The organism is Streptomyces sp. ADI95-16, from assembly GCF_003721495.1.
Lineage (GTDB): Bacteria > Actinomycetota > Actinomycetes > Streptomycetales > Streptomycetaceae > Streptomyces > Streptomyces goshikiensis.
This window is the reverse complement of the sequence record NZ_CP033581.1, coordinates 630,052-656,527: the sequence shown is the minus strand read 5'-3', so window position 1 is coordinate 656,527 and position 26,476 is coordinate 630,052. Positions and strand designations below refer to the sequence as shown.

25 protein-coding genes and 2 pseudogenes are annotated in these 26,476 nt (G+C 68.6%); 13 read left to right on the top strand and 14 right to left on the bottom strand.

The features are described 5' to 3' along the window. Window positions 1-15 precede the first annotated feature (15 nt). The 4 genes from EES41_RS03345 to EES41_RS03330 all read right to left on the bottom strand — a co-directional run bounded on the left by EES41_RS03345 (window position 16) and on the right by EES41_RS03330 (window position 5,923). Window positions 16-1,599, bottom strand: coding sequence for a serine/threonine-protein kinase (locus EES41_RS03345; protein WP_123075509.1), 1,584 nt, complete (start codon window positions 1,597-1,599; stop codon window positions 16-18). A gap of 238 nt (window positions 1,600-1,837) precedes the next feature. Continuing rightward, window positions 1,838-3,307 carry an amino acid permease gene (locus EES41_RS03340; RefSeq protein WP_123075507.1) on the bottom strand — a complete coding sequence of 490 codons (1,470 nt, stop codon included), beginning with the start codon at window positions 3,305-3,307 and terminating at the stop codon, window positions 1,838-1,840. A 299-nt stretch (window positions 3,308-3,606) separates the two neighbouring features. Then, entirely contained in the window at window positions 3,607-4,974 is a 1,368-nt protein-coding gene (locus EES41_RS03335; RefSeq protein WP_367995762.1) for a serine hydrolase domain-containing protein, read from the bottom strand. A 148-nt stretch (window positions 4,975-5,122) separates the two neighbouring features. After that, window positions 5,123-5,923 (bottom strand): helix-turn-helix transcriptional regulator, encoded by an 801-nt coding sequence (locus EES41_RS03330; RefSeq protein WP_123075505.1) that lies wholly within the window; start codon window positions 5,921-5,923, stop codon window positions 5,123-5,125. Window positions 5,924-6,049: 126 nt separating this feature from the next. Between EES41_RS03330 and EES41_RS03325 the strand changes: the two genes are divergently transcribed. Then, entirely contained in the window at window positions 6,050-6,790 is a 741-nt protein-coding gene (locus EES41_RS03325) for an SDR family oxidoreductase (protein WP_123075503.1), read from the top strand. 66 nt (window positions 6,791-6,856) lie between these two features. Here the strand turns inward: EES41_RS03325 and EES41_RS03320 are convergent, their stop codons facing one another. The 3 genes and pseudogenes from EES41_RS03320 to EES41_RS03310 form a co-directional block, all read right to left on the bottom strand. Continuing rightward, on the bottom strand, window positions 6,857-7,537 hold the full coding sequence (locus EES41_RS03320) for an intradiol ring-cleavage dioxygenase (RefSeq protein ID WP_254211297.1): 681 nt from the start codon (window positions 7,535-7,537) through the stop codon (window positions 6,857-6,859). Between the two features lie 372 nt (window positions 7,538-7,909). Then, window positions 7,910-8,152, bottom strand: coding sequence for a hypothetical protein (locus EES41_RS03315; protein ID WP_250568446.1), 243 nt, complete (start codon window positions 8,150-8,152; stop codon window positions 7,910-7,912). Window positions 8,153-8,280: 128 nt separating this feature from the next. Continuing rightward, window positions 8,281-9,180: pseudogene (locus EES41_RS03310) on the bottom strand (ABC transporter ATP-binding protein); the annotation flags it as partial. An 86-nt stretch (window positions 9,181-9,266) separates the two neighbouring features. Here EES41_RS03310 and EES41_RS03305 point away from each other — a divergent pair. From EES41_RS03305 to EES41_RS03265, 7 genes and pseudogenes are all read left to right on the top strand, one after another. Further along, entirely contained in the window at window positions 9,267-10,433 is a 1,167-nt protein-coding gene (locus tag EES41_RS03305; protein ID WP_254211296.1) for a site-specific integrase, read from the top strand. A 164-nt stretch (window positions 10,434-10,597) separates the two neighbouring features. Then, the gene (locus EES41_RS03300) at window positions 10,598-10,792 is read left to right on the top strand and encodes a helix-turn-helix domain-containing protein (protein WP_123075495.1); all 195 of its coding nucleotides are present in this window, start codon (window positions 10,598-10,600) and stop codon (window positions 10,790-10,792) included. Between the two features lie 75 nt (window positions 10,793-10,867). Beyond that, window positions 10,868-11,890 carry a site-specific integrase gene (locus tag EES41_RS03295; RefSeq protein ID WP_254211295.1) on the top strand — a complete coding sequence of 341 codons (1,023 nt, stop codon included), beginning with the start codon at window positions 10,868-10,870 and terminating at the stop codon, window positions 11,888-11,890. Between the two features lie 268 nt (window positions 11,891-12,158). Next, window positions 12,159-12,827, top strand: coding sequence for a hypothetical protein (locus EES41_RS03285; RefSeq protein ID WP_254211294.1), 669 nt, complete (start codon window positions 12,159-12,161; stop codon window positions 12,825-12,827). 422 nt (window positions 12,828-13,249) lie between these two features. Continuing rightward, a pseudogene (locus EES41_RS03275) lies at window positions 13,250-14,178 on the top strand (IS5 family transposase). A 206-nt stretch (window positions 14,179-14,384) separates the two neighbouring features. Further along, window positions 14,385-15,605 (top strand): IS701 family transposase, encoded by a 1,221-nt coding sequence (locus EES41_RS03270; RefSeq protein ID WP_123082218.1) that lies wholly within the window; start codon window positions 14,385-14,387, stop codon window positions 15,603-15,605. Window positions 15,606-16,299: 694 nt separating this feature from the next. After that, the gene (locus tag EES41_RS03265; protein ID WP_123075493.1) at window positions 16,300-16,659 is read left to right on the top strand and encodes a bifunctional 2-polyprenyl-6-hydroxyphenol methylase/3-demethylubiquinol 3-O-methyltransferase UbiG; all 360 of its coding nucleotides are present in this window, start codon (window positions 16,300-16,302) and stop codon (window positions 16,657-16,659) included. A gap of 60 nt (window positions 16,660-16,719) precedes the next feature. Here EES41_RS03265 and EES41_RS03260 read toward each other — a convergent pair whose 3' ends face one another. Further along, window positions 16,720-17,295 carry a TerD family protein gene (locus tag EES41_RS03260; RefSeq protein ID WP_123075491.1) on the bottom strand — a complete coding sequence of 192 codons (576 nt, stop codon included), beginning with the start codon at window positions 17,293-17,295 and terminating at the stop codon, window positions 16,720-16,722. A 164-nt stretch (window positions 17,296-17,459) separates the two neighbouring features. On the opposite strand from EES41_RS03260, the gene EES41_RS03255 reads away from it, so the two are divergent. Next, a complete protein-coding gene (locus EES41_RS03255; RefSeq protein WP_123075489.1) occupies window positions 17,460-17,696 on the top strand; it encodes a hypothetical protein in 237 nt (78 codons plus the stop codon). A gap of 36 nt (window positions 17,697-17,732) precedes the next feature. On the opposite strand, the gene EES41_RS03250 is transcribed toward EES41_RS03255, so the two are convergent. Both EES41_RS03250 and EES41_RS03245 read right to left on the bottom strand, forming a co-directional pair. Then, window positions 17,733-18,095: a metalloregulator ArsR/SmtB family transcription factor gene (locus tag EES41_RS03250; RefSeq protein WP_123075487.1), complete on the bottom strand. Its 363-nt coding sequence runs from the start codon at window positions 18,093-18,095 to the stop codon at window positions 17,733-17,735. A 90-nt stretch (window positions 18,096-18,185) separates the two neighbouring features. After that, window positions 18,186-19,460, bottom strand: a complete 1,275-nt coding sequence (locus EES41_RS03245; protein ID WP_123075485.1) for an LCP family protein — start codon at window positions 19,458-19,460, stop codon at window positions 18,186-18,188. A 389-nt stretch (window positions 19,461-19,849) separates the two neighbouring features. On the opposite strand from EES41_RS03245, the gene EES41_RS03240 reads away from it, so the two are divergent. Both EES41_RS03240 and EES41_RS03235 read left to right on the top strand, forming a co-directional pair. Continuing rightward, window positions 19,850-20,251: a BlaI/MecI/CopY family transcriptional regulator gene (locus tag EES41_RS03240; RefSeq protein ID WP_123075483.1), complete on the top strand. Its 402-nt coding sequence runs from the start codon at window positions 19,850-19,852 to the stop codon at window positions 20,249-20,251. Between the two features lie 6 nt (window positions 20,252-20,257). Further along, window positions 20,258-21,187, top strand: a complete 930-nt coding sequence (locus EES41_RS03235; RefSeq protein ID WP_123075481.1) for a M56 family metallopeptidase — start codon at window positions 20,258-20,260, stop codon at window positions 21,185-21,187. Between the two features lie 45 nt (window positions 21,188-21,232). Here EES41_RS03235 and EES41_RS03230 read toward each other — a convergent pair whose 3' ends face one another. The 4 genes from EES41_RS03230 to EES41_RS03215 all read right to left on the bottom strand — a co-directional run bounded on the left by EES41_RS03230 (window position 21,233) and on the right by EES41_RS03215 (window position 23,623). Continuing rightward, window positions 21,233-21,496 (bottom strand): GlsB/YeaQ/YmgE family stress response membrane protein, encoded by a 264-nt coding sequence (locus EES41_RS03230; RefSeq protein ID WP_123075479.1) that lies wholly within the window; start codon window positions 21,494-21,496, stop codon window positions 21,233-21,235. Window positions 21,497-21,527: 31 nt separating this feature from the next. Further along, complete coding sequence (locus EES41_RS03225; protein ID WP_123075477.1) at window positions 21,528-21,983, bottom strand: tellurite resistance TerB family protein; 456 nt, start codon at window positions 21,981-21,983, stop codon at window positions 21,528-21,530. A gap of 327 nt (window positions 21,984-22,310) precedes the next feature. Beyond that, window positions 22,311-23,321 carry a sporulation protein gene (locus EES41_RS03220; RefSeq protein ID WP_123075475.1) on the bottom strand — a complete coding sequence of 337 codons (1,011 nt, stop codon included), beginning with the start codon at window positions 23,319-23,321 and terminating at the stop codon, window positions 22,311-22,313. An 80-nt stretch (window positions 23,322-23,401) separates the two neighbouring features. Beyond that, window positions 23,402-23,623 (bottom strand): hypothetical protein, encoded by a 222-nt coding sequence (locus EES41_RS03215; RefSeq protein WP_123075473.1) that lies wholly within the window; start codon window positions 23,621-23,623, stop codon window positions 23,402-23,404. A gap of 402 nt (window positions 23,624-24,025) precedes the next feature. Here EES41_RS03215 and EES41_RS03210 point away from each other — a divergent pair, with 402 nt between their 5' ends. Next, window positions 24,026-25,363 carry a hemolysin family protein gene (locus tag EES41_RS03210; RefSeq protein WP_123075471.1) on the top strand — a complete coding sequence of 446 codons (1,338 nt, stop codon included), beginning with the start codon at window positions 24,026-24,028 and terminating at the stop codon, window positions 25,361-25,363. Further along, a complete protein-coding gene (locus tag EES41_RS03205) occupies window positions 25,360-26,388 on the top strand; it encodes a hemolysin family protein (protein WP_123075469.1) in 1,029 nt (342 codons plus the stop codon). Before EES41_RS03210 ends, EES41_RS03205 begins: the two co-directional genes overlap by 4 nt. Window positions 26,389-26,476: the final 88 nt, after the last annotated feature.

The window sequence follows — 26,476 nt, the reverse complement described above, 5'->3', positions numbered from 1 at the left end:
CCCCGCCCCGGCAGCTCAGGGGCGTCGGCTCAGGGCCGACGGCGCGCCGGCCGACTGGGCCCCTTCCGATTCGAGGGTCAGCCGGTCGGGACCCGCCATGGTCACCACGTACAGGTTGCCCCGGGGGCAGTCGAAGGTGGCGGCGGTGTCGGTCGGATGGCTGGTCACCGCCGCGAGGACCACGGTGTTCCCGCTGACCTGCTTGAGCTCCAGGGCCTCGGTGCACCCCAGGTTCCGACCGCTGGACACCTCCCGCACGTCGCTGGCCTGCTTGCCCACGAGCTCGCCCACGGCGCCGGTGCGCAGGGTGACCGTGACGGCGAACCCGCCCGTCCGGGCCCGGGTGATGCCGTTCGCGTCCGGGGTACCGGGCCCGACGCCGGACCAGGTGCCGGCCCAGGACGCGGGCAGTGACGCAGTCGGGGACGACGCCCCTCCCGCCGCTGACGCCGAAGCTGACGGAGACGGTGAGGACGACGCCGGCCGTGACGCCGCGGTGGCGGGGGACCCGCCCTCGTCGCCGCCCCCGTGGAACCGGACCAGGAGGGCGGCGCCCGCGGCCAGCGCGGCGACACCGGCCACCGCGCCGAGCACCCGGCCCCGACGGGAGGACCGCCGCCCGGAAAGCCCCGCGGTGGCGGCGGGGGAGGGCGGCGGAGTACCGGGAGCCGTGGGCGGGTAGCCCGGGGCGGCGCTCAGGGGCGCGGCCGACGGCCGGGGCGGCGCCCCGGTCCCGGCAGCGGCTGCGACGCCGGACACGGGCGGCTGCGACGCGGACAGCAGGCGCCGCAGTTCGGCCTCCCGGCGGGCGACGTCCTCCACGAGCGCGGCGGGCAGGGAGCCGCTCCAGTCGTCCTCCCCGGCGGCGCCGAGCCGCGCCCGCAGGACCTCGGCGGTGGGGCGCTGTCGCGGATCCTTGGCCAGGCACTCCCGCACCAGCGGTACGAGCGCTTCCGGCACCCCGCCCAGGAGCGGTTCGTCGTGCACGATGCGGTACAGCAGGGCCGGCAGCCCCAGCTCCTCGCCGTGCTCCTGGAAGGGGCCGTGGCCGGTGGCCGCGTACACGAGGACGGAGGCGAGGGCGAACACGTCCGCCGGCGCCTCGGCCACGGAGCCGGTCGCCTGCTCGGGCGCGAGGTAGCCGGGGGTGCCGATGACCGCGCCCGTCTGGGTACTGCGCGGATCGCGGACGGCGCGGGCGATGCCGAAGTCGATGAGGAAGGGCCGCTGCGGGCCCAGCAGTACGTTCGCCGGCTTGATGTCGCGGTGCACCACCCCCGCCGCCCGCACGGCGACGAGCGCGGCGGTCAGCTCCTGCGCCAGGCACCGTACGGCCGGTTCCGCCAGTGGCCCGTGCGCGCGCACCCAGTCGCCCAGCGACGGCGCGGCGACGTACTCCGTCGCCAGCCACTGCGGCGCCGCGCCCGGAGGGCTGAAGTCCACCACCGAGACGGTCCACGGGGAGCGCACCCGGTCGTTGGTACGGATCTCCCGGGCGAACCGCTCGGCGAAGCCCGGCTCCAGGCTCAGGTCCCGGTGCACGGTCTTCAGCGCCAACGGCCGTCCGGAGGCGGTCCGGGCCAGGAAGACCTCGCCCATTCAGCCCGCGCCGAGGCGCGCCAGAAGACGGTACCCGCCGATCTCCGGCGGATCGCCGGGCTGCAGAGACTCCACCAACTCCACCGGTCCTCACGGCCGTTGCCGAACCCCTGTACGGGTCGTCCGGTGAGCCACCCTAGAGGACGCCGCCCCCGGCCCGGGCGCCGTTCACCGGTGCCTACCCGGTGCGACGCGCGCGCGGGGGCGCCCCTGTGGGAGCACCCCCGCGCGTGACGGGTCAGGAACGGGTCGCGGGCTGCGCTTCCCGGTCGCCCGACGCCGCCGCCCGCGCCGCGATCTGCGGGTTGCGGGACTTCAGCACCGACCAGCCGACCGCGAGGCAGACGGCCCAGCCGGCCCCCACGTACAGGGAGACGCGGCTGTCGGGGTCGATGGCGATCAGCACGGTGACCAGCAGCAGGAAGGCCACGGCGATCCAGCTGCACACCGTGCCGCCCGGCGCGGGGAAGGAGGAGGCCGGCAGTCGCCCGGCGTCCACCTCGCGGCGGTAGCGGATGTGGCTGATCAGGATCATCAGCCAGGTCCAGATGCCGGCCGCGGTCGCGACCGAGGTGACGTACCCGAACGCCTTCTCCGGGACGACGTAGTTCAGGACCACGCCGATGCCCATGAGGGCGACGGACAGGGTGATGCCGAGGGCCGGGGTCTTGGTGGAGCTCAGCTTGCCGAGCACCTTGGGCGCCTCGGAGTTGGCGGCCAGGTCGCGCAGCATGCGGCCGGTGGAGTACATGCCGGAGTTGCAGGACGACAGGGCCGCGGTGAGGACCACGAAATTGACGATCGCCGCACCGGCGGGAATGCCGATCTTCGCGAAGGCCGCCACGAACGGGCTGACACCCGGCTGGAACTCGGTCCACTTCACGACCATCAGGATCACGCTGAGGGCGCCGACGTAGAAGACGATGATGCGCCACGGCAGGGTGTTGATCGCCTTGGGGAGCGTCTTCTCCGGGTTCTCGGACTCGCCCGCGGTGACGCCGACGAGCTCGACGGCCAGGTAGGCGAACATGACGCCCTGCAGCGTCATCAGGCTGGAGCCGACGCCCTTGGGGAAGATGCCGTCGAAGGCCCACAGGTTGGACACCGCGGCCGTGTCACCGGCCTGGCTGAACCCGAAGGTCACGACGCCTATGCCGATCACGATCATGCCGATCAGGGCCGTGACCTTGACCATCGAGAACCAGAACTCGATCTCGCCGAAGAGCTTCACCGAGATGAGGTTGGCGACGTAGAGCACCACGAGGAAGACCAGGGCGGTCACCCACTGCGGGATGTCCGGGAACCAGAAGTGCACGTAGATCGCCGCGGCGGTCAGCTCGGCCATGCCGGTGACCACCCACATGAGCCAGTACGTCCAGCCGGTCGCGAATCCGAAGAACGGACCGAGGAACTCACGGGCGTACTCCGCGAACGAGCCCGAGACGGGCCGGTACAGGAGCAGTTCGCCGAGCGCCCGCATGATGAAGAAGACGATGACGCCGGCGAGGGCGTACATGAGGATGAGACTGGGCCCGGCCTTCGCGATGTTCGCGCCGGCGCCCAGGAAGAGGCCCACGCCGATGGCGCCACCGATGGCGATCATCTGGACCTGGCGGCTGCCGAGCCCGCGCTCGTAGCCCTCCTCGGGCGTGTTGCCCGCGGCGGTGTTGTCGTCACCGTGGTGGTGTTCGACCTGCGTCGAGGTCATGCTGTGGTGCGCCTTTCCGCTCCATGCCGATCCGCGCGCCGTGCTCGGCCGCGGATCGGGGTTCCGGCCCCCCGGATGGGTCGTGAAGATGTACCACGGCATTCCGCACAAAACCGTGGTGTACATCACCGGCAAATCCGTCATTCGCCTGTGATCAGGCCGAAAGGCCCTTGCGTGATCACGGGATCGTTATCCGGATCTGAGGATCCGTTGAGCGAGCACGCTCTGCCACCACGGCAATGTGCGCCACAGGAGATGCCCTGTAGCGCACATCGCACACGCGGAGTGACCGGAACGGCTCAGCGCACCGGCGCCGCCACCGGTGCGGGAAGCGCCGGCACGGCCTGCGGCAGGACGCCCTCGGCCGGACGCGGCGCGGTGGTGCCGCACAGCGCGAGGTCGCGGTAGCCGAGGATGGCGGCATCGGCCGGGTGGGGAAGGAACTCGGTGCCGCTCTCGTTCAGGCGCTGGTACTTCATGAGGTTGTAGCCGAGGGCGAACTGCCGGGAACCGTCCGGGCTGGACATGGCCCACGTACCGGCGCCCCAGACACCCCCGTCATGGCCCCAGGCGGGCCCGCACGGCGTGTCCATGGAGTAGATGCCGAGCCCGTAGCGCATGTACACCGTGCCCTTGTCGTCCTTGACGTCGACGGTGGTGCGCATCTGGTCCAGCTGGCGGCGCGGCAGCAGGTCGCCGGTCAGCAGCGCGCGGTAGAAGGTGTTCAGGTCCTGCGGGGTGGAGACGAGGGCGCCCGCGGTACCGGCCCAGGTCATGTTGTACTCGCTGTAGTCGCGCGGCGGGTCGATGATCCCGTAGAAGCTCTCGTACATCCGGGCGTGGGCGCCGCGGATGCGCGCCTCGGTACCGGGGAAATAGGTGCCGCGCAGGCCCGCCCGCTGTATGACGTCCCGGCTGATGAGCCGCTCCGGGTCCTGGCCGGTCACCTCGCGGAGCACCTCGCCCAGCAGCAGGTAATTGGTGTTGGAGTACGACCAGCCGGTGCCGGGCTCGAACAACTGGGGCCGGGCCACGCCGTAGCCGATCAGCTCGGCGGGCCTCACCGTGCGGAACCGGTGCTCGTCCAGGCTCTCCGTGGTCCCCTTCAGGAGGGAGGGGAAGGCGTCCGCGATGTAGTCGCTGATGCCGCTGGTGTGGTTGAGGAGCATGCGGACGGTGACCTCGCGGCCGCGGTCACCGGGCAGGAGCCCGGGCACGTAGTCGCCGACCGGCCGGTCGAGGTCGATCCGGCCCTTCGCGGACTGCTGGAGCACGGCGACGGCGGTGAAGGTCTTGGTGACGCTGCCGACCCGGTGCTGGAGGTCGGGGCGCACGGGCCGCCCGGTGGTGATGTCCGCGAGACCCGAGGCGCCGTCGAAGCGCTCCCGGCCGTCGCGGACCGCCGAGTAGACGCCGGGGATGCCCGCCTCGTGGATCGCGGCCAGCCCCTCCCGCAGCTCGCCCCGGTCGAGGCGGCGGCCGGCGGCCTGGGCCGCGGCGGGCGGTGAGCCCTGACCGGCGGCGTTCGCGGCGGGAGCGAAGCCCGCCAGCAGGGCGACGGCCACGGCGCTCGCCGCGGCGGCGCGGCGCAGCCGTCGCGGAGGCCGGTTCGCGGCCCGGTCGCAGGTTCGGTCGGAAGTTCGGTCGGCGGGACGGGTGTGACGCACGGCGGCTCCTCGTCGGTGGCCCGGTGGGGCCCGGCGATCTGGGACACCTTGAGTCTCGCCCGCCGCTCCGCCGCGCCACTTCCTCCGCCAGGACGAAACAGACGTCAACCATGAGATGGAGACGCACCTTGACGAGCCATTACATTTGTCACACGCCGGTCGTCACCGGCAACGAGTAGATCACCAGCGTGAGTTCCGGGTCCTCGGCCAGGTGGAACGCCGTGTACGCGAAATCGACCACCCCGCCCTCCGGAACCCGCAGCCGCTTGCGTCCCCCCTGCCGCGCCTGCACGTCGTACCGAGGCCACCAGGCACCCACCTCCGGGTTGCCCGCCTTCAGTTCTTCGACCAGCCCCTCGTAACGGTCGTCTCCGGGGTGACGGCCGGCCAGCGTCCGCAGCCGGGCGAGGAGGCCGCGCGCTTCGTGCTCCCAGTCGATCAGCACCTCCCGGGCGGCGGGTTCGAGGAAGACCCAGCGGGCGAAGTTCGGCGGCCGGTCCACGGCCCCGGCGAGATGAGGGAACAGTTCCTCGGCCGCCCGGTTGTGGCTGAGTACGTCGTACGTGCCGTTGATGAGGTACGCCGGGTTCGGCTGGAGCAGCAGGGGGACGGCCGCCACCTCCGCGGCGAGCGGCCGCGGCCGCGCGGCGCTCTCGCCCGGCGCGTGCCCGGCCAGCCGGAACAGGTGCTCGCGCTCCGGCCCGTCGAGCCGCAGCACCCGGGCGAGGGCGTCGAGCACCTGGTCCGAGACACGGATGTCCCGGCCCTGTTCGAGGTACGTGTACCACGTGGCGCTGATGCCGGCGAGCAGGGCGAGCTCCTCCCGCCGCAGCCCCGGGGTCCTGCGGCGCCCGGTCCGGGGCAGGCCGACGTCGTCCGGGGTGAGCCGCTCCCTGCGGCTGCGCAGGAAGGCGGTCAGCTCACCGCGCTGGTCGGGCTGGTTCGGCATGGTGACATCCCTAATTCCAGGATAAACACGTTCTGGATACCAGGTTAAGACGGATGCAGACTGCTCGTGCGGCTGGTGAGCAGAGCGGAACACCGCCGCCGACGACGAGAAGGAGAAGGCGAAGACATGAACGCGGGAATCGACGGCAAGGTCGTGGCCATCACCGGTGCCAGCAGTGGAATCGGGGAGGCGACCGCGCTGCTGCTGGCCGCGCGGGGCGCCCGCCTCGTCCTGGGCGCACGCCGGTCCGACCGTCTCACCGACCTGGTGCGCCGGATCACGGAAGCGGGCGGCGAGGCCGTCCACATCCGCACCGACGTGACCCGGCGGGAGGACCTGCACGCCCTGGTGGGACTGGCCCGGGAGCGGTTCGGCCGGCTCGACGTGCTGGTGAGCAATGCCGGATCCGGGGCCATCTCCCCCCTCGACGATCTGCGCGTCGACGAGTGGGACCAGATGGTCGACGTCAACATCAAGGGCGTCCTGCACGGGATCGGAGCCGCGCTGCCGGTCTTCCGGGCGCAGGGCTCCGGCCACTTCGTCACCACCGCCTCCACGGCGGCCTTCCGGGTCGTGCCGGCCATGGCGGTCTACGCCGGTACGAAGTTCGCCGTCCGCGCGATCTGCGAGGGGCTGCGCCAGGAAGCCGGCGACTCCCTGCGGGTGACCACCGTCTCGCCCGGCCAGGTCCACACCGAGTTCGCCGAGGCCTCTTCCAACGCGGAGATCCGGGCGAGGATCACGCAGACCCGGGACCGGCTCGCGATCCCGCCCGAGGCGATCGCGCGGGCCATCGCCTTCGCGATCGAGCAGCCCGCCGAGGTGGACGTCAACGAGATCGTCGTCCGGCCCACCGCCCAGGTCTGACCGCCGGTCCGGAGCCGCGAGTCCGGAGCCGCGAGTCCGGGACCGGCGCGCCGGCTCACCTGCGGATCAGGCCAGGCCCACCGTGTACGCCGCGCGGTAGCCGGTTCCGTCCGGGGCGAGCGCCAGCGTCATCGCGGGGCCCGTGTCCCGGTAGCGGTCGTCGCGGGCGTTCGGGTCCTTCGGGGCCTTGCGGCGGGAGTACGGATCGCGTGCGTAGACCTGCCGCAGGATCTCCTCGGGCAGGTAGAACACCGAGGTGGTCTCGGAGCGGGCGTCCGGCCGCACCTTGAAGTGGATGTGCGGCGCCACGCCCGCGTACCAGCCGGGCACGATGGTCCGGATCACGCAGCGGCCGGCCGCGTCGGTGACCTGGGAGCCGCGCAGGTGGGTGGCCCGGCCGCTGGAGTACACGCCCTGGGCGTCCGCCTGCCACACGTCGACCGCGGCACCGGCGAGCGGAGCGCAGCCGGCCTTCACACCCACCACCGTCAGTTCCAGCCGCAGGGGCACGCCCGCCTGACCCTCGGTGATGTCCGACCGGAGCCGCCCGGGCCCGGAGTAGTACGGTCCGGCGCCCATCTCCGTCGCGAGCACGCAGTGCGCGGTGGGGCCGCCCGAGGGGTTCGGCGCGCTCGCCCGGATCGCCCCGTGGCGGGCACACGCCGAGGCCAGGGCGGCGATCCCGGCCGACCCGGCGGCCAGCAGGAGGGTGCGCCGGCTCGCCCGGGGAGTGCCGTTCTCGCTCATGCGCCCCACCGTGCCCGAGCCGTACGGCCGGGGCCGAGACCGACACAGCCGTCGCGGGCCGTGTCACCCGCCAGGCGCCGGGCCGGTGTCGCAATGCGAGATCCAGCCGATCCCTGAGGTATAGTCATCCCTGAGCTCGCGGCCGTAAGTTCTCGGCCCTGAAGCCCGGCGTTGGTGGTCCAAGGAAAGACACCCCACTTCCCGTGGGGGGATGCAGGTGCAAGGCCTGCCCAGCGCTCGAACAAGGCCCCGGCCTCCTCATGGAGGCCGGGGCCTTTTGTCATCGGCCTGCGCCGAAGGACCGACGCCGCTCGCACTGCGGGGGCGGCCGACGTGATCGCCGACCGCCCCCGCGCCGCTGCCGTCCGTGTGTCAGCTGGCGCCGAGGTGGGCGAACTTGGCCCACTCCTTCTCGCCCTCGCTCGAACAGTTCGAGGTGTACACGGGGCCGAACAGCGCCGGAATGGCGGCGGCCGACGAGCAGGAGGACGAGAAGTTCTTGTGCCCACCGGCGAAGTACTCGGCGTCGACCCCGTCGGCCAGGGCGGCGCCGGCGCCGCCCAGGAGGATGCCGGTGGCCAGGACAGAGGCGGTCAGGGCAGAGCGCATACGCATGACTACTCCCAAGGATCTCTGGATGACGCGGAAGGAAAGGTGTGCGTCGGCCGGTTCAACGTCACGGAAGGTCACTGGATACGGTGCGTCACTCCAATGCCGGACACGGGAAGGGCATCGGCCCGCGGTCAGCGCAGGTCGGGGGAGTGCGCGGCGCTGTCGTCGAAGAACCCGCCCGACTGGTGCTGCCACAGCTTCGCGTACGCGCCGTCACAGGCGAGCAGTTCCTGGTGCGTGCCCTGTTCCACGATGCGGCCGTGGTCGATGACCACGAGGCGGTCCATGTGCGCCACCGTGCTCAGCCGGTGCGCCACCACGAGGGCGGTCCGCCCCTCCATGAGGCCCCACAGTGCCTCCTGGACCAGGATCTCGCTCTCGGAGTCCAGGGCGCTGGTCGCCTCGTCGAGCAGCAGGATCGGCGCGTCGCGCAGGATCGCCCGGGCCAGCGCGACCCGCTGGCGCTGTCCGCCGGACAGCTTGACGCCGCGCTCGCCGACCATGGTGTCGAGGCCGTCCGGCAGCGCGTCGGCGAACTCCGTGACGTGCGCCGCCTCGGCCGCCCGCCGGACCTCGGCGTCGCTCGCGTCCGGCCGGGCGAACGCGATGTTCTCCCGCAGGGTGCGGTGGAACATCGCCGGGTCCTGCGGTACGTAGGCCATCAGGCCGCGCAGATCGCGCTGGCGCAGCCGGCTGATGTCCTGCCCCCCGATCAGGATCCGGCCCGCGTCGATGTCCGTCATCCGCAGCAGCAGCCGGGTGAGCGTGGTCTTGCCGCCGCCGGACCGGCCCACCAGCCCGATCTTCGCCCCATGGGGCACGTCCAGGTCCAGCCCCTCGAAGAGCGGACCCGAGCCCGCGTGGGCGAAGGTCACCTTCTCGAAGCGCACGTCGGCGGCCCGGGTCGGAGCCGGCTCCGGCGACTGCGGGTCGAGCACCGTCGCCGGGGTCAGGAGCAGCGTCGTGAACTGCGCGGCCTCCGTCATCGAGCTCTCCAGCCGACGGTAGATCTGGTTGAACTCGAACTCGATACTCAGGAACGTTTCCGCAGTTCAGAGGCCCTTCGGATCGTCAACGGTCAGCAAACCGTCAGCATCAGCATCCGAGGAGGCCACACATGGCAACCAAGAGACTTGCCCGCGGGATGGGTTCCTTCTTCAAGGACTGCGAGCACCCCATGTCCCGATGGGCGAACTGCCCGCACTTCTACAAGGTCCGCTACAGAGATCCTGCCGGAAGCCAGGTCGAGGAGTCGGGCTTCGAGACCTCCGACAAAGCCATCGACCGACTGACCACTGTCTACAAAGCGCGAAAGGCCTCCTCCCCCGCGAATCAGGCGAGCGAAGCGATGATCGAGCGGATCGCCAAGTACGGACACATGAGCTTCGAGGAGTACGCCACCGAGTGGAAGGCCGGTCAGCGTCACCTCGGTCCGGGGACAGTCGTCAGCCTGGACTCGCTCCTCCAGCACCACATCTACCCCGTTGTCGGGAGCCGGCGGATGAGCACATTCGACCCCAAGGTTGTGGACAGCTTCATTCGCACCATGGAGAGCAACGGCGTCGGCCTGGCAACGCAGTCCAATGCCTACGACAAGCTGAAGTCGATCCTCCTCGACGCACACCGCTTGGGCATCTTCGAAGACAGCCCCCTCCTGGGTGTCAGTCCACCCCAGTACGACCCCAAGCGCGCCGTCATTCCCTCGCCTCAGCAGCTCCGGGCCCTTCGTCGCACCGGAGACGACGTCTTCCACCTACTGGTGGACCTGATGACGGGCTGCGGCCTCCGCAACGGCGAGGCCGCCGCCATCAACCTCAACAACATCGTGGCCGATGACGTCTACCGCGTCACCGAGCAAGTCAACCAGGTCACCAAGCAGTACGACCGCCTCAAGCACCGCAAGATCGGTGAGTACCGCGACGTCCCGCTTCCCCAGCGGACAAAGAACGCGATCGAATCGTATGCCGAGAAGCATGGCGCCACCGATGGCTACCTGCTGCGTCACCCCAGGGACTCCGGTCTCCCCTTCCAGCCCTACCTCTTCCAAAACCAGTGGCAGCGACTGAGGAGACGAGGCGAACTCGACACGCCTCAAGGCATGGTCATCTACAGCCTCCGTCACTACTTCGCTTCGAACTGCCTCACACACAACATCCCCATAACGGACGTAGCTGAATGGATGGGGCACAAGAACATCGACGTCACCTTCAAGATCTACCGCCACCTCATGCCCGGATCGGTCGGCACAGCCGTCAAACTCCTCGACGCCGGGCTGGCTGAATGAGCGGAAAGGCGCCGCTACGAACCTCTTCCTTGCAATCCAGGTGCGGAACGGGAGCCCCGCCCACCGCATGGCTCCTGCTACATAGCACGTGATCCCTGGTCAGCCAAACCGGGGAATCTTCGCACTATGGATCCAACGGCGTCCTAGCCGACGGAAGGAGCAGCATGCCTGCACAGTTCATGACCGCGAAGGAGCTCGCAGTGCATCTCAACATGTCGCTGCCGTGGGTCTATCGAGAGGCCGCACGTTCAGGGCTGACGCCTTACAAGTTCGGAACGGGGCGCAATGCGAAAATCCAATTCAAGGTATCCGAGGTGCAGGTGTGGATCGGCCAACAGAAGATCCTCTCTGCGGCATAAGTAACCTCACCATGGACACGGAACTCACAGCAGAGGATCACTCTCAAGGTGGCAACGAGCAGGCTGGTACGCGGTATGGGCACCTTCTTCAAATCGTGCGATCACCCACAGGCCAAGTGGTCTAAATGCCCGCATGACTACAGGATTCGTTTTCGTGACGCATCTGGACGCCAGGTTCAGGAATCGGGATTCGCTACGCAAGAGAAGGCCATCGTCCGACTCGCCGAAGTCTACGACACAAAGCGAAAGAAGCCGCAAAGCCAGGCGAAGGCTGAACGAATAGAAAAGTACGGCCCGATGCGTTTTTGCGAGTATGCGGCAGAATGGCGAGCTGGGCAGCGTCATCTAGCAGAATCCTCGGTTAGGCACCTCGATTCCTTGCTCAACAATCACCTGCTGCCGGCCCTGGGTGGTCGGCGTATGAATAGCTTCGACCGCAGGGTCGTCGAAAATTTCATTCGCGACATGGAGTCCGCTGGGGTCGGTGTAGCGGCACAATCCAACGCCTTCGACAAGCTCGCATCCATATTGCTTGATGCCCACCGCCTGGGAATCTTCGATGATAACCCTCTGCATGGGATCAACCCTCCCCAGTACACGCCGAGCCGCAGTGTCATACCGGACCCGAGTCAGGTAGCAACGCTACGCTCCAGCGGTGACGAAGCCTTCCAGCTGTTGGTCGACTTGATGAGCGGATGCGGGCTACGTAACGGCGAAGCCGCCGCAATCAACATCCGTAACCTGGTTGCGGATGATGTGTATCGAGTCACCGAGCAGGTCAATCAGGCCACCAAGACGTACGGGCCACTCAAACATCGAAAGCCCGGGGATTACCGCGAAGTCCCGCTGCCCCTGCGCGTCAGGAGCACCATCGAGCGGTACGTAGAAAAGAATGGAACCAAGGAGGGCTACCTGCTTCGACACCCCAAGGACGCAGATCTCCCTTTCCAGCCCTACCTCTTTCAAAATCAATGGCAACGCCTCAGGAAGGAACATGAGTCACCTGTCTCAACCGGCCTGGCCATCTATGGTCTGCGTCATTTCTTTGCCTCGAACTGTCTCAGCAACGGAATCCCTATCACAGATGTCGCCGAGTAGATGGGACACAAGAACATCGACGTCACCTTCAAGATCTATCGACATCTAATGCCCGGGACACTGGGCCAGGCAGCAAAATTGCTTGACCTCGGCCTGGCAGCCTAAGACGGTGTACCGCGTGGTGATCTTGGTGAGCTTCTTGTGGCGGGATATGGCTGCGGCGAGAGCCCGAGGATGGCGAGGGAGTGACCGCCCTTGCGTTCATAGCGGACGGTCAGGCCGCGGTATCCGAAGAGCCAGGAAAACGATCTCTCGATCTTCCACCGGTGTGGAACTCTCCGACCATCGCAATGCCCTTCAGCACTACGGGCTGAAGCACAACGCGTACGCCATCGAGTCCCGTGCGGCGAGGGTGCTCGACTTCCTGATCACGTTCATCCACAAGCACCTCATCCCGGGGCTTGAACCCGCCGAAGCGACGAGCGCCGAACGGGACATGGACACGTTCCGGTTGAAGCTCAAGGGCATTGAGACGCTGGTCAAGCAGCGCATGAATAACCTCAAGAGCGAGCTGGCCGAGGCCGCCGACGTGACGGTGAAGTGCCCCGACTGCGAGCAGTGGGCCATGATCGCCGACGGCGGGGACGAGGGTCCGACCTGCCTGTTCTGTCACCGGGTATGGCCGGAGGACCCAGAGTCGGCAGCCGCCAACTACGCGTGGATCATCCTGGGGCTGGACGACCACTCCGCCATCCAGGACGGCGGAGACCCCCCGGTAGTCGACTGTCCGGCCTGCGGGGCGTACGCACTGGTGACCGAAGCGGTGACCGCAGCGGGCCAGCCCGACGCAACGCCCCTTTGCTTCTCGTGCGGCAGCGTCTTCAAGGACCTGATCCGCTGTGAAGCTGGTTGCGGCGCAGTGCTTGACATCGCCCCCGATGACGACTCGAACCCTTTGTGCCCCGACTGCCTCGACAGCCGGATTGCCCGCTTCTAGGGTCTGGGCTCAGCCGCGCCCCGTTCGCCTCAAGCGAGAAAACCCCGGCTCGGCGGTCGCATGAGGAGGACCGGAGTGCACGTGTGCTCCGCCCGGAGATGATCACACTTTGCAGTCGACCACGCGGCTGGTGGGTGGCGTTCATCACACGCGGAGCCCCCGTCAGATTTCCGCTGACCGGGGCTCCTTTTCGCCTGAATCAGGCGGAGCGTTCTTCCTTGGCTTCATCGTTCTTGCGCGGAGTCGTCATCCTGGGGCGGCGGGGCGAGGCTGTCGACTCCCCGTCCTTCACCGCTGCCAAGGGCCTTCGGGCATGTGGCACGAGCTGGACGACCTTCTCGGCGGCGTCGCGGGCGAGATCGTCTAGGCGATGTTTCTCGGATCTCCTGACGTGAGTGGGGTGTTGGGGTCAGGCTGTCCGTATGGGCCGTGGGGATCTGACGAACGCGGAGTGGGACCGGCTGGAGTCGTTCTTACCTCGTGGTGGTGCGCGTGGGGGCCGGTGGAGTGATCACCGTCGGGTGATCAACGGGGTGCTCTACCGGGTCCGGACGGGCGTGCAGTGGAGGGATCTGCCGGAGCGGTTCGGCCCGTGGGAGACCGTCTATAAACGGCATCGCCGCTGGTCAGCGGATGGAACGTGGACGATGCTGCTGTCGCGGATCCAGGCCGCCGAGGACGCGGCGGGCCAGATCGACTGGGACGTGTCGGTGGACTCGACCGTGGTGCGAGCCCACCAGCACGCCGCCGGCGCGGTGGAGTCGGCGGCCTCAAGTCCTCAAAGGGGGCACGTTCGGGGGACGAATCAGGTCGATCCGGTGTTGCGGAAACTGGCCGTCCGTCTGGAGGAGGTGGTCAGATCGGCGAGTGTCTGGGACGCTCCCGCGGCGGGTTCACCACCAAAATCCACCTCGCCGCTGACGGGCGATGCCGGCCCCTCGCCCTCGTCCTGACGCCCGGCCACTACGGAGACGGGCCCCAGTTCGAGAAGGTGCTGGAGCAGGTCTCCGTGCCCCGTATCGGAATTGGCCGACCCCGCACCCGCCCCGACCGTGTCCTGGCCGACAAGGCCTACACGTCCCGGGAGAACCGCCGCTACCTGCGGCGACGCGGAATTCGGCACACCATCCCCGAACGGCTTGACCAGCAAAGACACCGCAAGAACCGCGGTTCCCGAGGCGGCCGACCCGCCGGCTTCGACGCTGAGCGATACAAGAAGCGCAACACCGTCGAACGCGCCATCAACCGGCTGAAGGGCTTCCGCGCCGTCGCCACCCGTTACGAGAAACGCGCCTACGTCTACCTCGGCACCGTCACCCTCGCAGCCCTCATCATCTGGCTCCGAACATGATCCAAGAAACAGCGCCTAGTACTCCAGCAGGATTTTGATGTCTGACCTGCGGGTTTCGCTGGGCGGCTGGAGTGTAGCGGGCTGCGGTGTGGTCAGGGACGGTCTTCGTCGGACGGTCCATCGATCGTGCGACAGCGCCGCAAGTAGTGGCAGTGGCGGGGCAGCTTCCCAAGGTGATCAGCGCGCGTGTTGGCGAGCAGTGGAACCTGGACCTAGACGACCTCTTCGTGACCATTGGCCATCGGTTCGGACGGGTGGAACTACGCCGTCGCATGCGCGACTACGTACGTGGCCTCCTCGCCCCGGTGGCCCGGAAGAACAGCTGGCAACTGGCCGAGCAGGCAGGCCACGCAACCCCCGACGGTCTGCAGCACCTACTCGCCGGAGCGAAGTGGAATCCCGACGACATCCGCGATGACCTGCAGGAATACGTCGCTGACAAGCTCGGCGAGAGCGATGGCGTCCTCATCATCGACGACACCGGGTTCATCAAGAAGGGCACCACATCCGCCGGGGTCCAGCGCCAATACTCCGGAACCGCCGGCCGCACCGAGAACTGCCAGATCGGCGTCTTCGCCGCCTACGCCACCACCTTGGGCCGGGCCCTGGTCGACCGTGAGCTCTACCTGCCCAAGAGCTGGACCGAGGACCGCGAACGCTGCCGGGCGGCCCGCGTTCCCGACGAGCGGGAGTTCGCCACCAAGGGTGAACTGGCCCGCCGCATCGTGCTGAGGTCTCTCGCCTCGCCGCTGCCCATCTCCTGGGTCACCGCGGACTCCGCCTATGGACAGGAGAGCCGCTTTCGCCGACTGCTGGAACAGTCCGGCGTCGGCTACGTGCTGGCCGTGCCCAAGTCCCAGTTCACCGTGGGCTGCCCCCGCATCGACGGCCTGTTCGCGCAGGCCCCGGCCGAGGCATGGGAGAAAATCTCGTGCGGTGACGGCGCGAAAGGTCCTCGCGTCTACCACTGGGCGGCGGTGCGGCTGCCGGCCGTCGAGGAGTTCGACTACCAGGGCGAGGCCCCCCACCGGATGCGGTGGGCACTGGCCCGCCGCAGCATCCGCAAGCCCGACGAGATCGCCTACTACCTCGCCTACGCGCCCTTGGAGACCACTGTTCAGGAGCTGGTGCGGATCGCCGGGACACGCTGGGCGATCGAGGAGTGCTTCCAGGCCGCGAAGAACGAGTGCGGCCTGGACCAGTACGAAGTCCGTCGCTACGTCGGCTGGTACCGGCACATCACCCTCGCCATGCTCGCCCACGCCTTCCTGGCCTCCACGGCGCGCGAGCTCCGGGAAAAGGGGGTGGCACCGATGAGGCAGCAGGGGCAATCGAGTTCACAGTGGCGGAGGTTCGGCGACTCCTGGCAGCTTGTCGGCCCCGGCCCCCACACCTCCGTGGCCACCGAGGACGACACCACGCGCTGAGCTGGTCGAAATGGCGCCGCCAGCGCCAAGCAGTCGCCCGCCACTGCCACTACTTGCGGCGCTGTCGCACGATCGATGGACCGTCCGACGAAGACCGTCCCTGACCACACCGCAGCCCGCTACACTCCAGCCGCCCAGCGAAACCCGCAGGTCAGACATCAAAATCCTGCTGGAGTACTAAGACGGTGTCTCGCGTGGCAATCGTTCGCGGATCCGGATTGAAATTCAACTTGAATGCGGGGCACCGTAGAATGTCGGCCGCTCCGCGGCAGCCCCTGGGTGTGGGGTCAGGTTGTGAGTCCTTGACTCCGCCGTCAGCCCGGCCCCATACGGCCTCCGACCGAACGGAGAGGGCACCGATGGAAGATGAGCGACATCAGCGCCGAGCCGGACGAGTACGAGCGGGAGATCCGCGACCTGGGCGAGCGCTACGTGCTGGTGCTGCTGGCCCGGCCGGAAGCGCGAAGGTGAAGTTACGGGCCCGGGCGGTGGCGGGCGTGGTGCCCGTGGTGGCTGCGACGGGCCGCGGGTGAGCCCGCCGCAATGCGACGCGCTCGCGAGCCCGGGCGAGTGCGAACTGGACCCGCTGGCCGCGGACGGCCCGGGCACGTCCCGGCCCATGCTCCCACCGCAGGGGACGGCGCCGCCCCGAACGCTGGCGCCGGTCTATTAACTCCCCTCCTGGGAGCGTGACATGGTCCAGCGGAAGACGGCCCGCCAGGCGCGGGCGAGGATGGCTCGGAGGGTTCGATTGCACACCGTCGAGGACTGGCAGAGGTTCAACCTGTCGCAGCCGGGACGCGACGTCAGCCCTGCGGAGCTGGACATGTTCCGTCAGCGGGTGCCGCTCCAGGAGAAGATGCGGGCCTTGGACATCGGGTGGGGGAACGGGCGGTGGACCCGAGAGCTCGCCAAGCTCGGGCTGGAAGTGACCGGCTTCGACTGGGACTGGGCGGCCGTGGAACGCGCCGACACCTTCCCTACCTTGTACCGCGGCCGGACTGCCAGGTGTGGGGATGATCCCTCCCGTTTCACAGGTGGAGGTGGTGTGTAGGCCTCGGGCAGGCGGTCGCCACGCGGCGACCGCCTGCCCGAGGGGCGAAGGCGGAGAGCCTCAGACGCCGACGCCGTAGTCGGCGGCGATGCCCGACAAGCCCGAGGCGTAACCCTGGCCGACGGCGCGGAACTTCCACTCCTCGCCGCTGCGGTAGAGCTCCCCAAAGACCATGGCGGTCTCGGTCGAGGCGTCCTCCGAGAGGTCGTAGCGGGCGAGCTCGGCACCGCCGGCCTGGTTCACCACGCGGATGAAGGCGTTGCGGACCTGGCCGAAGCTCTGGCCGCGGTTCTCGGCGTCATGGATGGAGACGGGGAAGACGATCTTCGTGATGTCTGCGGGCACCGCGGCGAGGTTGACCTTGATGGCTTCGTCGTCGCCCTCGCCCTCACCGGTCAGATTGTCGCCGGTGTGCTCGACCGAGCCGTCCGGGCTCTTCAGGTTGTTGTAGAACACGAAGTGCTGGTCGGAGGGGACCTTGCCCGAGTCGCCGACTAGAAGAGCGCTCGCGTCCAGGTCGTAGTCCGTGCCGGTGGTCGTGCGGACGTCCCAGCCCAGCCCGACCAGCACGGCGGTCAGACCCGGTGCCTCCTTGCTCAGAGAGACGTTGCCGCCCTTGCTGAGGCTCACGCCCATGTCGATGTTCCTTCCGCGTGTCGGACCCCCGGCGCGGATGGCCGAGGCGTATTTGTCGTGCAGTCCGGAAATCTACATGAGTGTAGAAGTAGAGTGTGCGGGGAAATGCGCTGACACGGATGGGTGTTGGCGATGTGGCGGGGTGACTGTGACTTGGGGGGCTCATGTTGGGTGAGGACTCGGTGAGCTGGGAGTCGGCGGTGCTGATCGGTGGACCCGCCGAGGGGGTGCGTGTCAGGGTGGTCGGCCGCCCGCCGGTGTTGCAGGTGACCTTCCCGTGCGAACTGGAGGCGGACACCGATGCCGTGAAGGTGAAAGCCCTCTACGTGTACCGCCGGGATGCGCGGCAGGCCGCCGACGAGGGGGAGCTGACGTACGGCTTCGACGGGGCCAGTCCCTGAGGGTGCTCCGGTCGGACAGGTGAGTGGCTGGTGGGCTCAGCCCTGTGGAAGGGCTGAGCCCGGTATCGCTTCCTTGGATACCTGCTCGATCATGAGCTGCACGACGGCCAGCACTTCGCGATCGCTCACGGAGTAGACGTGTCGGCGCCCCTCCCGCCGTGCCCGGACGAGGCCGGCGGATCGGAGCTGGGCCAAGTGCTGACTGACGGTTGGCAGCGACCGTCCCACGCGCGCGCCGAGGTCCGACACGTCGCTGTCCTTTTCCGCCAGGGCCCACATGATGTGCAGCCGAGCGGAGGAAGCGAGCAGCGCGAACGCCGCAGCGGCATGGGTGAACATCTCGTCGGACGGATCCCCGCACCCGTTGCTGCGGGCCGATTCGGCCGCCCCATTGCTCATCAGACACCCTCTCTGTCGATCGGACGCAGCTCTGCGAAGTCGGAACTGCGTTGTTCCATGTCGTGCGTTGCGGGTGGCACGGTCACCGGGTCAGCCGAAGAGCCCGGAGTAGTCGCTGCCGACTGTCAGCGTGATCATTCGGGGCGCTGCGCTGGGGTCCGTCTCGGGACTGACGGCCGTCTTGAGGTGGGACACGCGGGCCTCGGCCTGCACCTCAAGGCCGGTCGGCGGATGGGTCACACGGGTGTGCTCCGCGATCCCCGGCGCGTTACCGGTACCCGTCACGGTGTAACCGGCCGAGCGCAACTGGGCGGCGACTGCCGCGGCCACGCCCGGCTTCCCCGTTCCGTTGAGTACCGGGACTTGCACGCTGCCCGCGGCCACGGACGGGGTGGCCGCGAGTCGGGTATTGGTGATCTCTTCGTCCTCGGCCAGGGCGCTGAAGAGAGTGTGAGTCTGCGGGTGCTGCCAGGAGATGTTGGCCCGGTCCGTAGGGATGTCCACTCCCCGGGGATGGTTCGGCACGGTGACGAAGGTGAGCCGGCCCTTCGGGATGTCCCGGAGCTTGGACGCCAGGCCGTACAGCGGTCGAATCCCGGCAAGCGCGTTGTCGGTGGTGACGGATTTGGTCGCCGAGTCGAGGAATCCGTACACGTCACCAGGGCTGGTCAGCTTCTCCTGCGCCTTGGCGGCCATGGCCTGCATGAACTCCTGCTGGCGCCCGGTGCGTCCGATGTCCGAGCCGTCCCCGACGCTGTAGCGGGTGCGGACGTATCCGAGTGCCTTCTCGTCCTTGACGATCTGGCATCCCGAGTCGAGGTCGAGGCGAGCCTTGACATCGTGGATGGCCTGCCGCCGGCAGACTTCGATGCCGCCGAGGGCGTTGACCGTGCCCTTGAAGCCCTGGAAATCGAGCGTGATGAAGTGGTCGATGCGCAGACGGGTGTTGTGCTCGACGGTCGTGATGGTGCAGGCGGCGGCTCCGCCGACATCGCCCTTGGCGCCGCCGATGGCGAACGCCGAGTTGATTTTGAAGTGACGCGGGGCGGACCGGGTACCGTCGCCCCGGTCGCAGGCCGGCACCTCCACCCAGGAATCGCGCGGGAGCGAGACGACGGCGCCCCACTTCCGATCGGCGGCAATGTGCAGCACCGTCAGCGTGTCCGACTGCATGGTGGCCAGGTTCTTGCCATATTTGGCGTTGGCCCCATCGCGGCTGTCCGATCCCACCAGGAGGATGTTCTTGGCGCCCGGGCTCAGACTGGCCGGGCGACCACCGCCGAGCACGTCGTCGATGTCGGAAGCGCTGATGTTGCGCTCCAACCTCTGATAGAGCCAGCTGTCGGCACCCCCCGCGAGCAGCATGAGGCCGGCCAGGATCCCCGCGAACCAGAGGACCGCCCGGCCGCGCCCGGTGAGCCGAGCGTTCTGATGCCGTCGACTGCCGGGTACTGGCTTATAACGCACGCGCGTTGCGCAAGGATCCCCGCCCACTGACTGCCGCCTTCCATCCGCGGGCCCATGGGCCTGTCATCGCCGTACGCCCCGTGCCGACCGATGACGCAGGAGTCAAGAATCTACAACGATGTAGAAGACTCTGGGTAGTGGGGTCACAGTGGAAGAGCCGCCGGGCTTGCGCTGCCGCACGCCACGGCGCATGGTGACCTGCACTGCGGAGGTGTGCCGTTGCCGAGGCTCAGTACGATGAACCGCACTTCACGTGGAAACCGCGATCCAGGACGGGAGGCTTGAGCATGACAGCCCGATACAGCACGGGGGACGCACTGTCCCCGCGACGAGGTCAAGGTGAGCTCGAGGCCCAGGTCCTTGCCGTACTCGGCACCGCCCCGGGACCTGTGACCGCCGCGTGGGTACAGGACCGTCTCCCGGGAGCTCTCGCCTACACCACGGTCATCACGATCCTGACCCGCTTGCACGCCAAGGGCGCGGTCGCCCGCGAACGGGCCGGCCGTTCGTTCGAGTGGGTCCAGGTGGCCGACGAAGCAGGGCTCGCCGCCCTGCGCATGCGCAAGGTCCTGGACGGCGAGGCGGACCGGGAGGCGGTGCTCACCAGCTTCGTCACCTCGCTCTCCCCGGGGGACGAGCAACTGCTGAGGGGCCTTCTCGCGCAGACGGACCAGGAAGGGGACGGCTGAACTCCCATGGGAGTCTTCGTCTTCCTGCCCCTCGTGCTGCCGTTCACCGCGTGGCCCATTGCGCGCCTGGCCGAGCACCACCTTCATCCCCGGACGGCTACCTGGCTGCTGTCCGCCATCGCCGCCGTACTCGCGGTGTGCAGCACCCTCTGCCTGGCCTTGCTCATGGTGGTCGGCACCGCCCAGCTCCCCGGGAACCCGCTGCCCGACGGCTGGTCCGATCCTGAGGTACGCGACGCGGTGCCCTACGACGAAGTCGCGGGCAGGGCTGCCATCCCGGCCTTGCTGGCCGTCCTCGCCGGTTGCGCGGGCATCACCTGGCGCCACTTCCGCGTGCGACGCGAAGCCCTGCGGGCCCTCGCCGGGCTACCCGACCGGAGTGTGGCCGTACTGCCCGACGACATGGCGTATGCCTACGCTCTCCCCGGAGCCAGGGACCGGATCGTGGTGACCGCCGGGATGCTCGCAGAACTCGACGGCCCCGAGCGCCGGGCCCTGTTCGCTCACGAACGAGCCCACCTGGCCTCGCGCCACCACCGCTTCCTGCTGGCCACGCAGCTGGCCGCGCGGGCCAACCCCTTTCTTCGCCCCCTGTGTACCTCGGTCGCCTACACCACCGAGCGGTGGGCCGACGAGGAAGCGGCGGCCATGACCGGCAACCGCCAAAGCGTCGCCCGGGCCGTGGCCAAGGCGGCGCTGGTGACCCAGGGCGCCCCGAGCGCGACGCTCGCCCATTTCGCCGCAGCGGGCCCCGTGCCGCGCCGAGTGGCCGCTCTTCTCGCTCCCGCCCCTGCCGCGCTGCGCTGGCCACCTGTGTTCACCCCGGCCGGCCTCGCCGCGTGGGGCGCCACGGTCGGCGCCGCCGTCTCCGCCCTGTCGTCGGCGAACGCCGCCTTCACCCTGTTCTTTATCCTCAAGGCAGCGACACCGCTGTAGGGGACGCGGCTTTTCCCCGGCCCCGTTGGGGGCCGGGGAAAAGGATCAGGCCGGGGCCTTGACCCGTTCGAAGGCTGCCACGCCCACGGCGGCGAGCCCGATCTGGATGGCCCACTCGATCCAGTCGATGCCCTTGGTGTCCGCGACGCCCAGGGCTGCGGCGATGACGGTGCCGACCAGTGCGGCCGCGATGCCAATGGCGATGGTCCACAGGAATCCGATGCGCTGACGGCCTGGCAGAACCAGCCGCCCCAGTACGCCGACGATGATTCCGATGAAGATCGCGCTGGTGAGCCCGGAGATTTCCACGCCCGCTCCCTTCTGGCTCGTTCCCTTGTGGCTAGAGGTCGAACTCGTGCGGAGGCAGGTCGAGCGTGTAGCAGGCCTCCCGCACGACGGCCTGCTCGGTCTTGTCGAAGTCCCCGTCCGCCCCGCCGATGACGATGCCGATCTGGATGACCGCGCGGGCCTCGGCGGGCTTCTTCTTCGCCTTGGCGATCTCCTGCAACACGGCGACTTTGCCGAAGTCGAAGTCGGCGGTCAGCTTGTTGAGGTTCTCGTCGAAGCGACGCTGGAGATCGGTGGCGTCGAAGTTCTGCAGCACCTCGTTGGTGGAGATCAGCTGTGCCACCCGGCGTCGTTCGGACGGGTCGATCGTGCCGTCGGCCGCGGCGACCAGCGCGCACATCGCCATGCTCGCGTCGCGGAACGCGCCGCTCTTGAGGTCGTTCTTCTTCGCCACCAGCTGGGTCTGCATCGTCGATGCGGATTCCTTGATCCGGTCCCACAGGGCCATGCCAACTCCGTATTCGTCGGGTGCTGGTCCGGAGAGGTGAGTGAGGTAAAGGTCCGGACCATCAATTTCTACAATGCTGTAGAAGTTATCAGCAGGGGTGCCCCGGCGAAGTCTGCCCCCGCTGCCCGCCTCCTATCCGGGGCGAAGTGATGTCCCTGGCGTGACGATCGGTCACAGATGCGCCTACGCGGCGTCGACGGGGCAGTCGCCTCGTGGGTCCGGCTGTGGATCGACAGCTCCGGCCGAGTCGTAGCCTCGGAGGCTGCCGCGCTCGGCCCGAGCCGCCGCACGTCGGCCCGCGAAGCCCCGGGGGGCGGGGGAGGGGTGCTAGTCCTCGTCCCCGGCGTCGTCCTCGTCGCCCTCGAAGAAGTCACCCACCTCGTCCACCACTTCGGCGGCAACCAGGCCGCCGACGACACCGACGGCAAGACCTGCCGCACCGGCAGCGACTACCGTTCCCATGCCGGGCCCCGAGCGGTGTCCGTGGCTGTCGCCGCGATGACCGCCATGGCCCTTGTCGGTGAACGGGGTGCTGTGGCCGTAGGAGCCGTGCGAGCCGTAGGTGGCTCGGGGCTCCACGAGCTGACGCATCCAGCCGTCGACCTCCGCGTTCCAGTTCCGGTGCGGCACATCCGCGTGGCTGACCGTGTACCAGGTGACCGCGTCATGGCCCTCGGAGAAGAGGCCGCCGCGCTTGTCGGCCTCGATGACGACCTCCATGCCTGCCGGGTTGGCGAGGAGCGTCACCTCGATCTCGTTGACCTGGTGCGCGTACGCGGGAGCCGGGGTGAGCTCGATCTCCTGGTAGAAGGGCAGCTGCTGACCGGTACCGCGGATGTGGCCGTACTCCAGGTCGGCGGACTTGAAGCCGAAGCCGAGCTGGCCGAGGGCTTCCAGAACGGCTTCTTGCGCCGGAAGTGGACGGACGACCAGGGGGTCGAGGTCGCCCTTGTCCTTGGCTCCGGCGACTCCGAGCTCGGTGCGAACGCCCAGGACGATGCCCAGTGGTTGCCCATATAGCTCGGTGATGGGGGTCTCCCAGGGCAGCGTGACCGCGAAGGGGATGCTGCGGTGCTCACCCTCGGCGAGACGGAAGCCGCCACCGACGGTGAAGCGCTCGAAGACGACCGAGCCCTCGGACTCGCCGTGCTCGTGCTCCGTCTCGACCCGGGCGATCAGCTCAAGGGTGATGTGGTCGATCGTGAAGTCGGCGTTGCCCCCCTTGAGGTGCACCTGGCCGCTGAGGGTGCCGCCCGGAACGGCGGCGATCGGGTCCAGGACCGTGTCCACGGCCGGGCCGCCCACACCGAGCGAACCGAGCAGTCTCTTGAACACCATGGTGGCGTTCACTCCTTCTGATTGTGCTTGTGGTCAATGGGCGGGGCGGTACGCCGAGTCGTACCGCCCTGCGGTCGTGCCTACTTCGCCGAGCTGTCCAACGCCGCCAGTGCCTGCGCCCAGTGCGCGTACTTCAGGTCGGCGAGGTCGGCGACGGTCTTGACGCCGAACGCCTCTGCGAGGAGGTCGCCCTGCCGGTCGCTGACGCCCTTGAGCGCGGAAACGGGGGCGGCGAGGATTTCCGGCAGGCTCTTGTCCGCCCACGCCTTGTCCAGCACCTTGCTCAGATCGATCGAGGCCACAGCAGTCCTTCCATAGGTCAACACGGGCAGGTGCGGGGGTGCGGGTGTGTGGAGTCTCCCGTGCCAGGCGCAGCCAGGCAGAATTCAGACGCCCCTCGCATTTTCTACACAGCTGTAGAAGCATAGGGGTGGCAGGGGGTGCAGGTAGGTCGCATCTCGGATGGTTCCGGAAGGAAGGCCGGAAAGTGCCCCTCGAGGGACGTGGGGTGCCTGATGCGGCGCCCTTTGCCCACCCTTTACGATTGTTGCGGGGACTCTCCCCGTCAGGCAACCCTGCCGGGCCGCCGACCAGCGGTCCGCCGAGTGAAGAAGGAGCAGCAGACCCGCAATGGGTGAACCTCCCAGTCCACGCCGTGCCACGTCCTGCCCGCAGATCGCTGAGCCGGGAGCGGAGGTGGCACGGTGACCGAAGTCCTGCTGCTGCTGCTGCTTCTGGCTCTGGCCCTGACGCTGGCGTGCGCGGTGTTCGTCGCCGCCGAGTTCTCGCTCACCACCGTTGAGCGCAGTGAGCTCGAACGCGCCGTCGAGGCGGGCGAGCGTGGCGCCGAAAGCGCCTTGAAGGCCGCCAAGCGCCTCACCTTCCAGCTGTCCGGTGCCCAGCTGGGCATCACCGTGACCTCGCTGGTGATCGGCATGCTCGCCGAGCCGTCCGTCTCCGCCCTCCTGCGTGGACCTCTGGAGGCCGTGGGCCTGCCGGCTGGGGCCGTGTCGACCAGCGCGACCCTGCTCGGCGTCGCCCTGTCGACCGTCGTGCTGATGGTCGTCGGAGAGCTGGTGCCCAAAAACTGGGCCATCTCCCGACCTCTGGCCGTGGCCAAGGTCGTGGCCGGGCCGCAGCGCGGCTTCACGGCCGCCTTCGCGCCGTTCATCCGGCACCTGAACAACACCGCGAACCGCCTCGTCCGTCGCTTCGGCCTGGAACCCGCCGAGGAGCTGGCCTCGGCGCGTACCCCCGAGGAACTTGTGGCACTGGCCCGGCACTCCGCCCGTGAGGGCGCGATCGAGGCGGACTCGGCCGAGCTGTTCGTCAAGACCCTGCACCTGGCAGACCTGACCGCGGAGAACGTCATGACGCCGCGCGTCGACGTCCAGGCCCTGGAGCTGCACGCGACCGCGGCCGATGCCGCGAACCTGACGCTGGCCACCGGTCTGTCCCGGTTCCCCGTCTACCGCGACAACCTGGACGAGGTGGTCGGGACCGTGCACGTCCGTGACGTCCTTGCCCTCGACGAGGACAAGCGCCCGGTGACCTCGGTTGCCGATCTGATGGTCTCCGCGCTAATGGTGCCCCATTCCCTGCCCGTCGACACCCTGCTCGGCCGGCTGCGCTCGTCACGCACCATGGCCGTCGTCATCGACGAGTACGGCGGCACCGCCGGCGTCGCCACCGTCGAGGACATCGTCGAGGAGGTCGTCGGCGAGGTCCGCGACGAGCACGACCCGATAGAGGTTCCCGACCTCATCGAGGCTCCGGAGCAGGACGGCCGCCGCGTATGGGAGGCCGACGGAAGCGTCCGCCTCGACGAGCTGGAAGAGATCGGCTTCAACGTCCCCGACGGCCCCTACGAGACCCTTGCCGGGCTCATCGCCACGGAGCTGGAACGTATCCCCGCAGAAGGTGACACCGCTGCCGTCGACGGCTGGGAGCTGACCGTGCTGGACATAGACCACCACCGTGCCGACCGGGTGACGATCACCGCGCCCGCTGAGCCCATCACTACCGAGGAGCAGGGCGGATGACCGCGATCCAGTTGCTGATCGGCCTCCTCACCCTGGTCACCAACGCCTTCTTTGTCGGCGCCGAGTTCGCCCTGATCTCCGTACGCCGCAGCCAGATCGAACCGGCGGCGGCCAAAGGCAACCTCCGTGCGAAGAGCACCCTGTGGGGTCTCGAACACATCTCCGCGATGATGGCCACCGCCCAGCTCGGCATCACCGTGTCCTCGCTGGTCCTCGGCGCGGTCGCCGAACCCGCGATCGCGCACCTGCTGGAGCCGGCCTTCCACGCCATCGGCGTGCCGGAGGGTCTGATCCACCCGATCGCCTTCGTCATCGCCCTCACGGTTGCGACGTACCTGCACATGCTCGTCGGCGAAATGGTCCCGAAGAACATCGCGCTCGCCGCTCCGGCGCCGACCGCGCTGCTGCTCGGCCCGCCGCTGGTCGCTCTGACACGGGCGCTGCGCCCCTTCGTGTTCGGCATCAACGCCTTCGCCAACACGCTGCTGCGCCTGCTGAAGGTCGAACTGAAGGATGAGGTCGGCTCCGTCTTCACCGACGACGAACTAGCTCGACTGGTCAAGGACTCCAGTGCGGCGGGCCTCCTTGCCCCCGAGGGCGGGGAACGCCTCCAGGACGCCCTTGAGCTCGGCAAGCGACCCGTCGGCGAGATCATGGCCCCGCTGGACCGCGTCGTGGCGGTCGGCAACGACATCACGCCCCGGACTCTTGAGCGGACCGCGGCTAAGCATGGGTACTCCCGCCTGCCGGTCACCGGGCCCGGCGAGGAGATCCTGGGCTACCTGCACATTAAGGACGCCCTCGCCGCCGCCGACCGTACGGCGCCGTTCCCGCGCAGCGCCCTCCACCCCATCACCAAGGTCTCCCTCGACACCCCGCTGGACGACACGCTGACCGCGATGCGCGCAGCGGGTACCCACCTGGCGGCCGTCACCGGGAACCAGGGAACTGTGATCGGCTTCGTCACCATGGAGGACCTGCTCGAGGAACTCGTCGGCGCCGCCGCACACGACGGCGACGCCTGATCTTCAGCGGCCGGTGGCCGGCACCGTCCCCCACGGTGCCGGCCACCGGCTTCAGCGGAGGGCGCGCGGGAAGGACACGTTCTGGAGC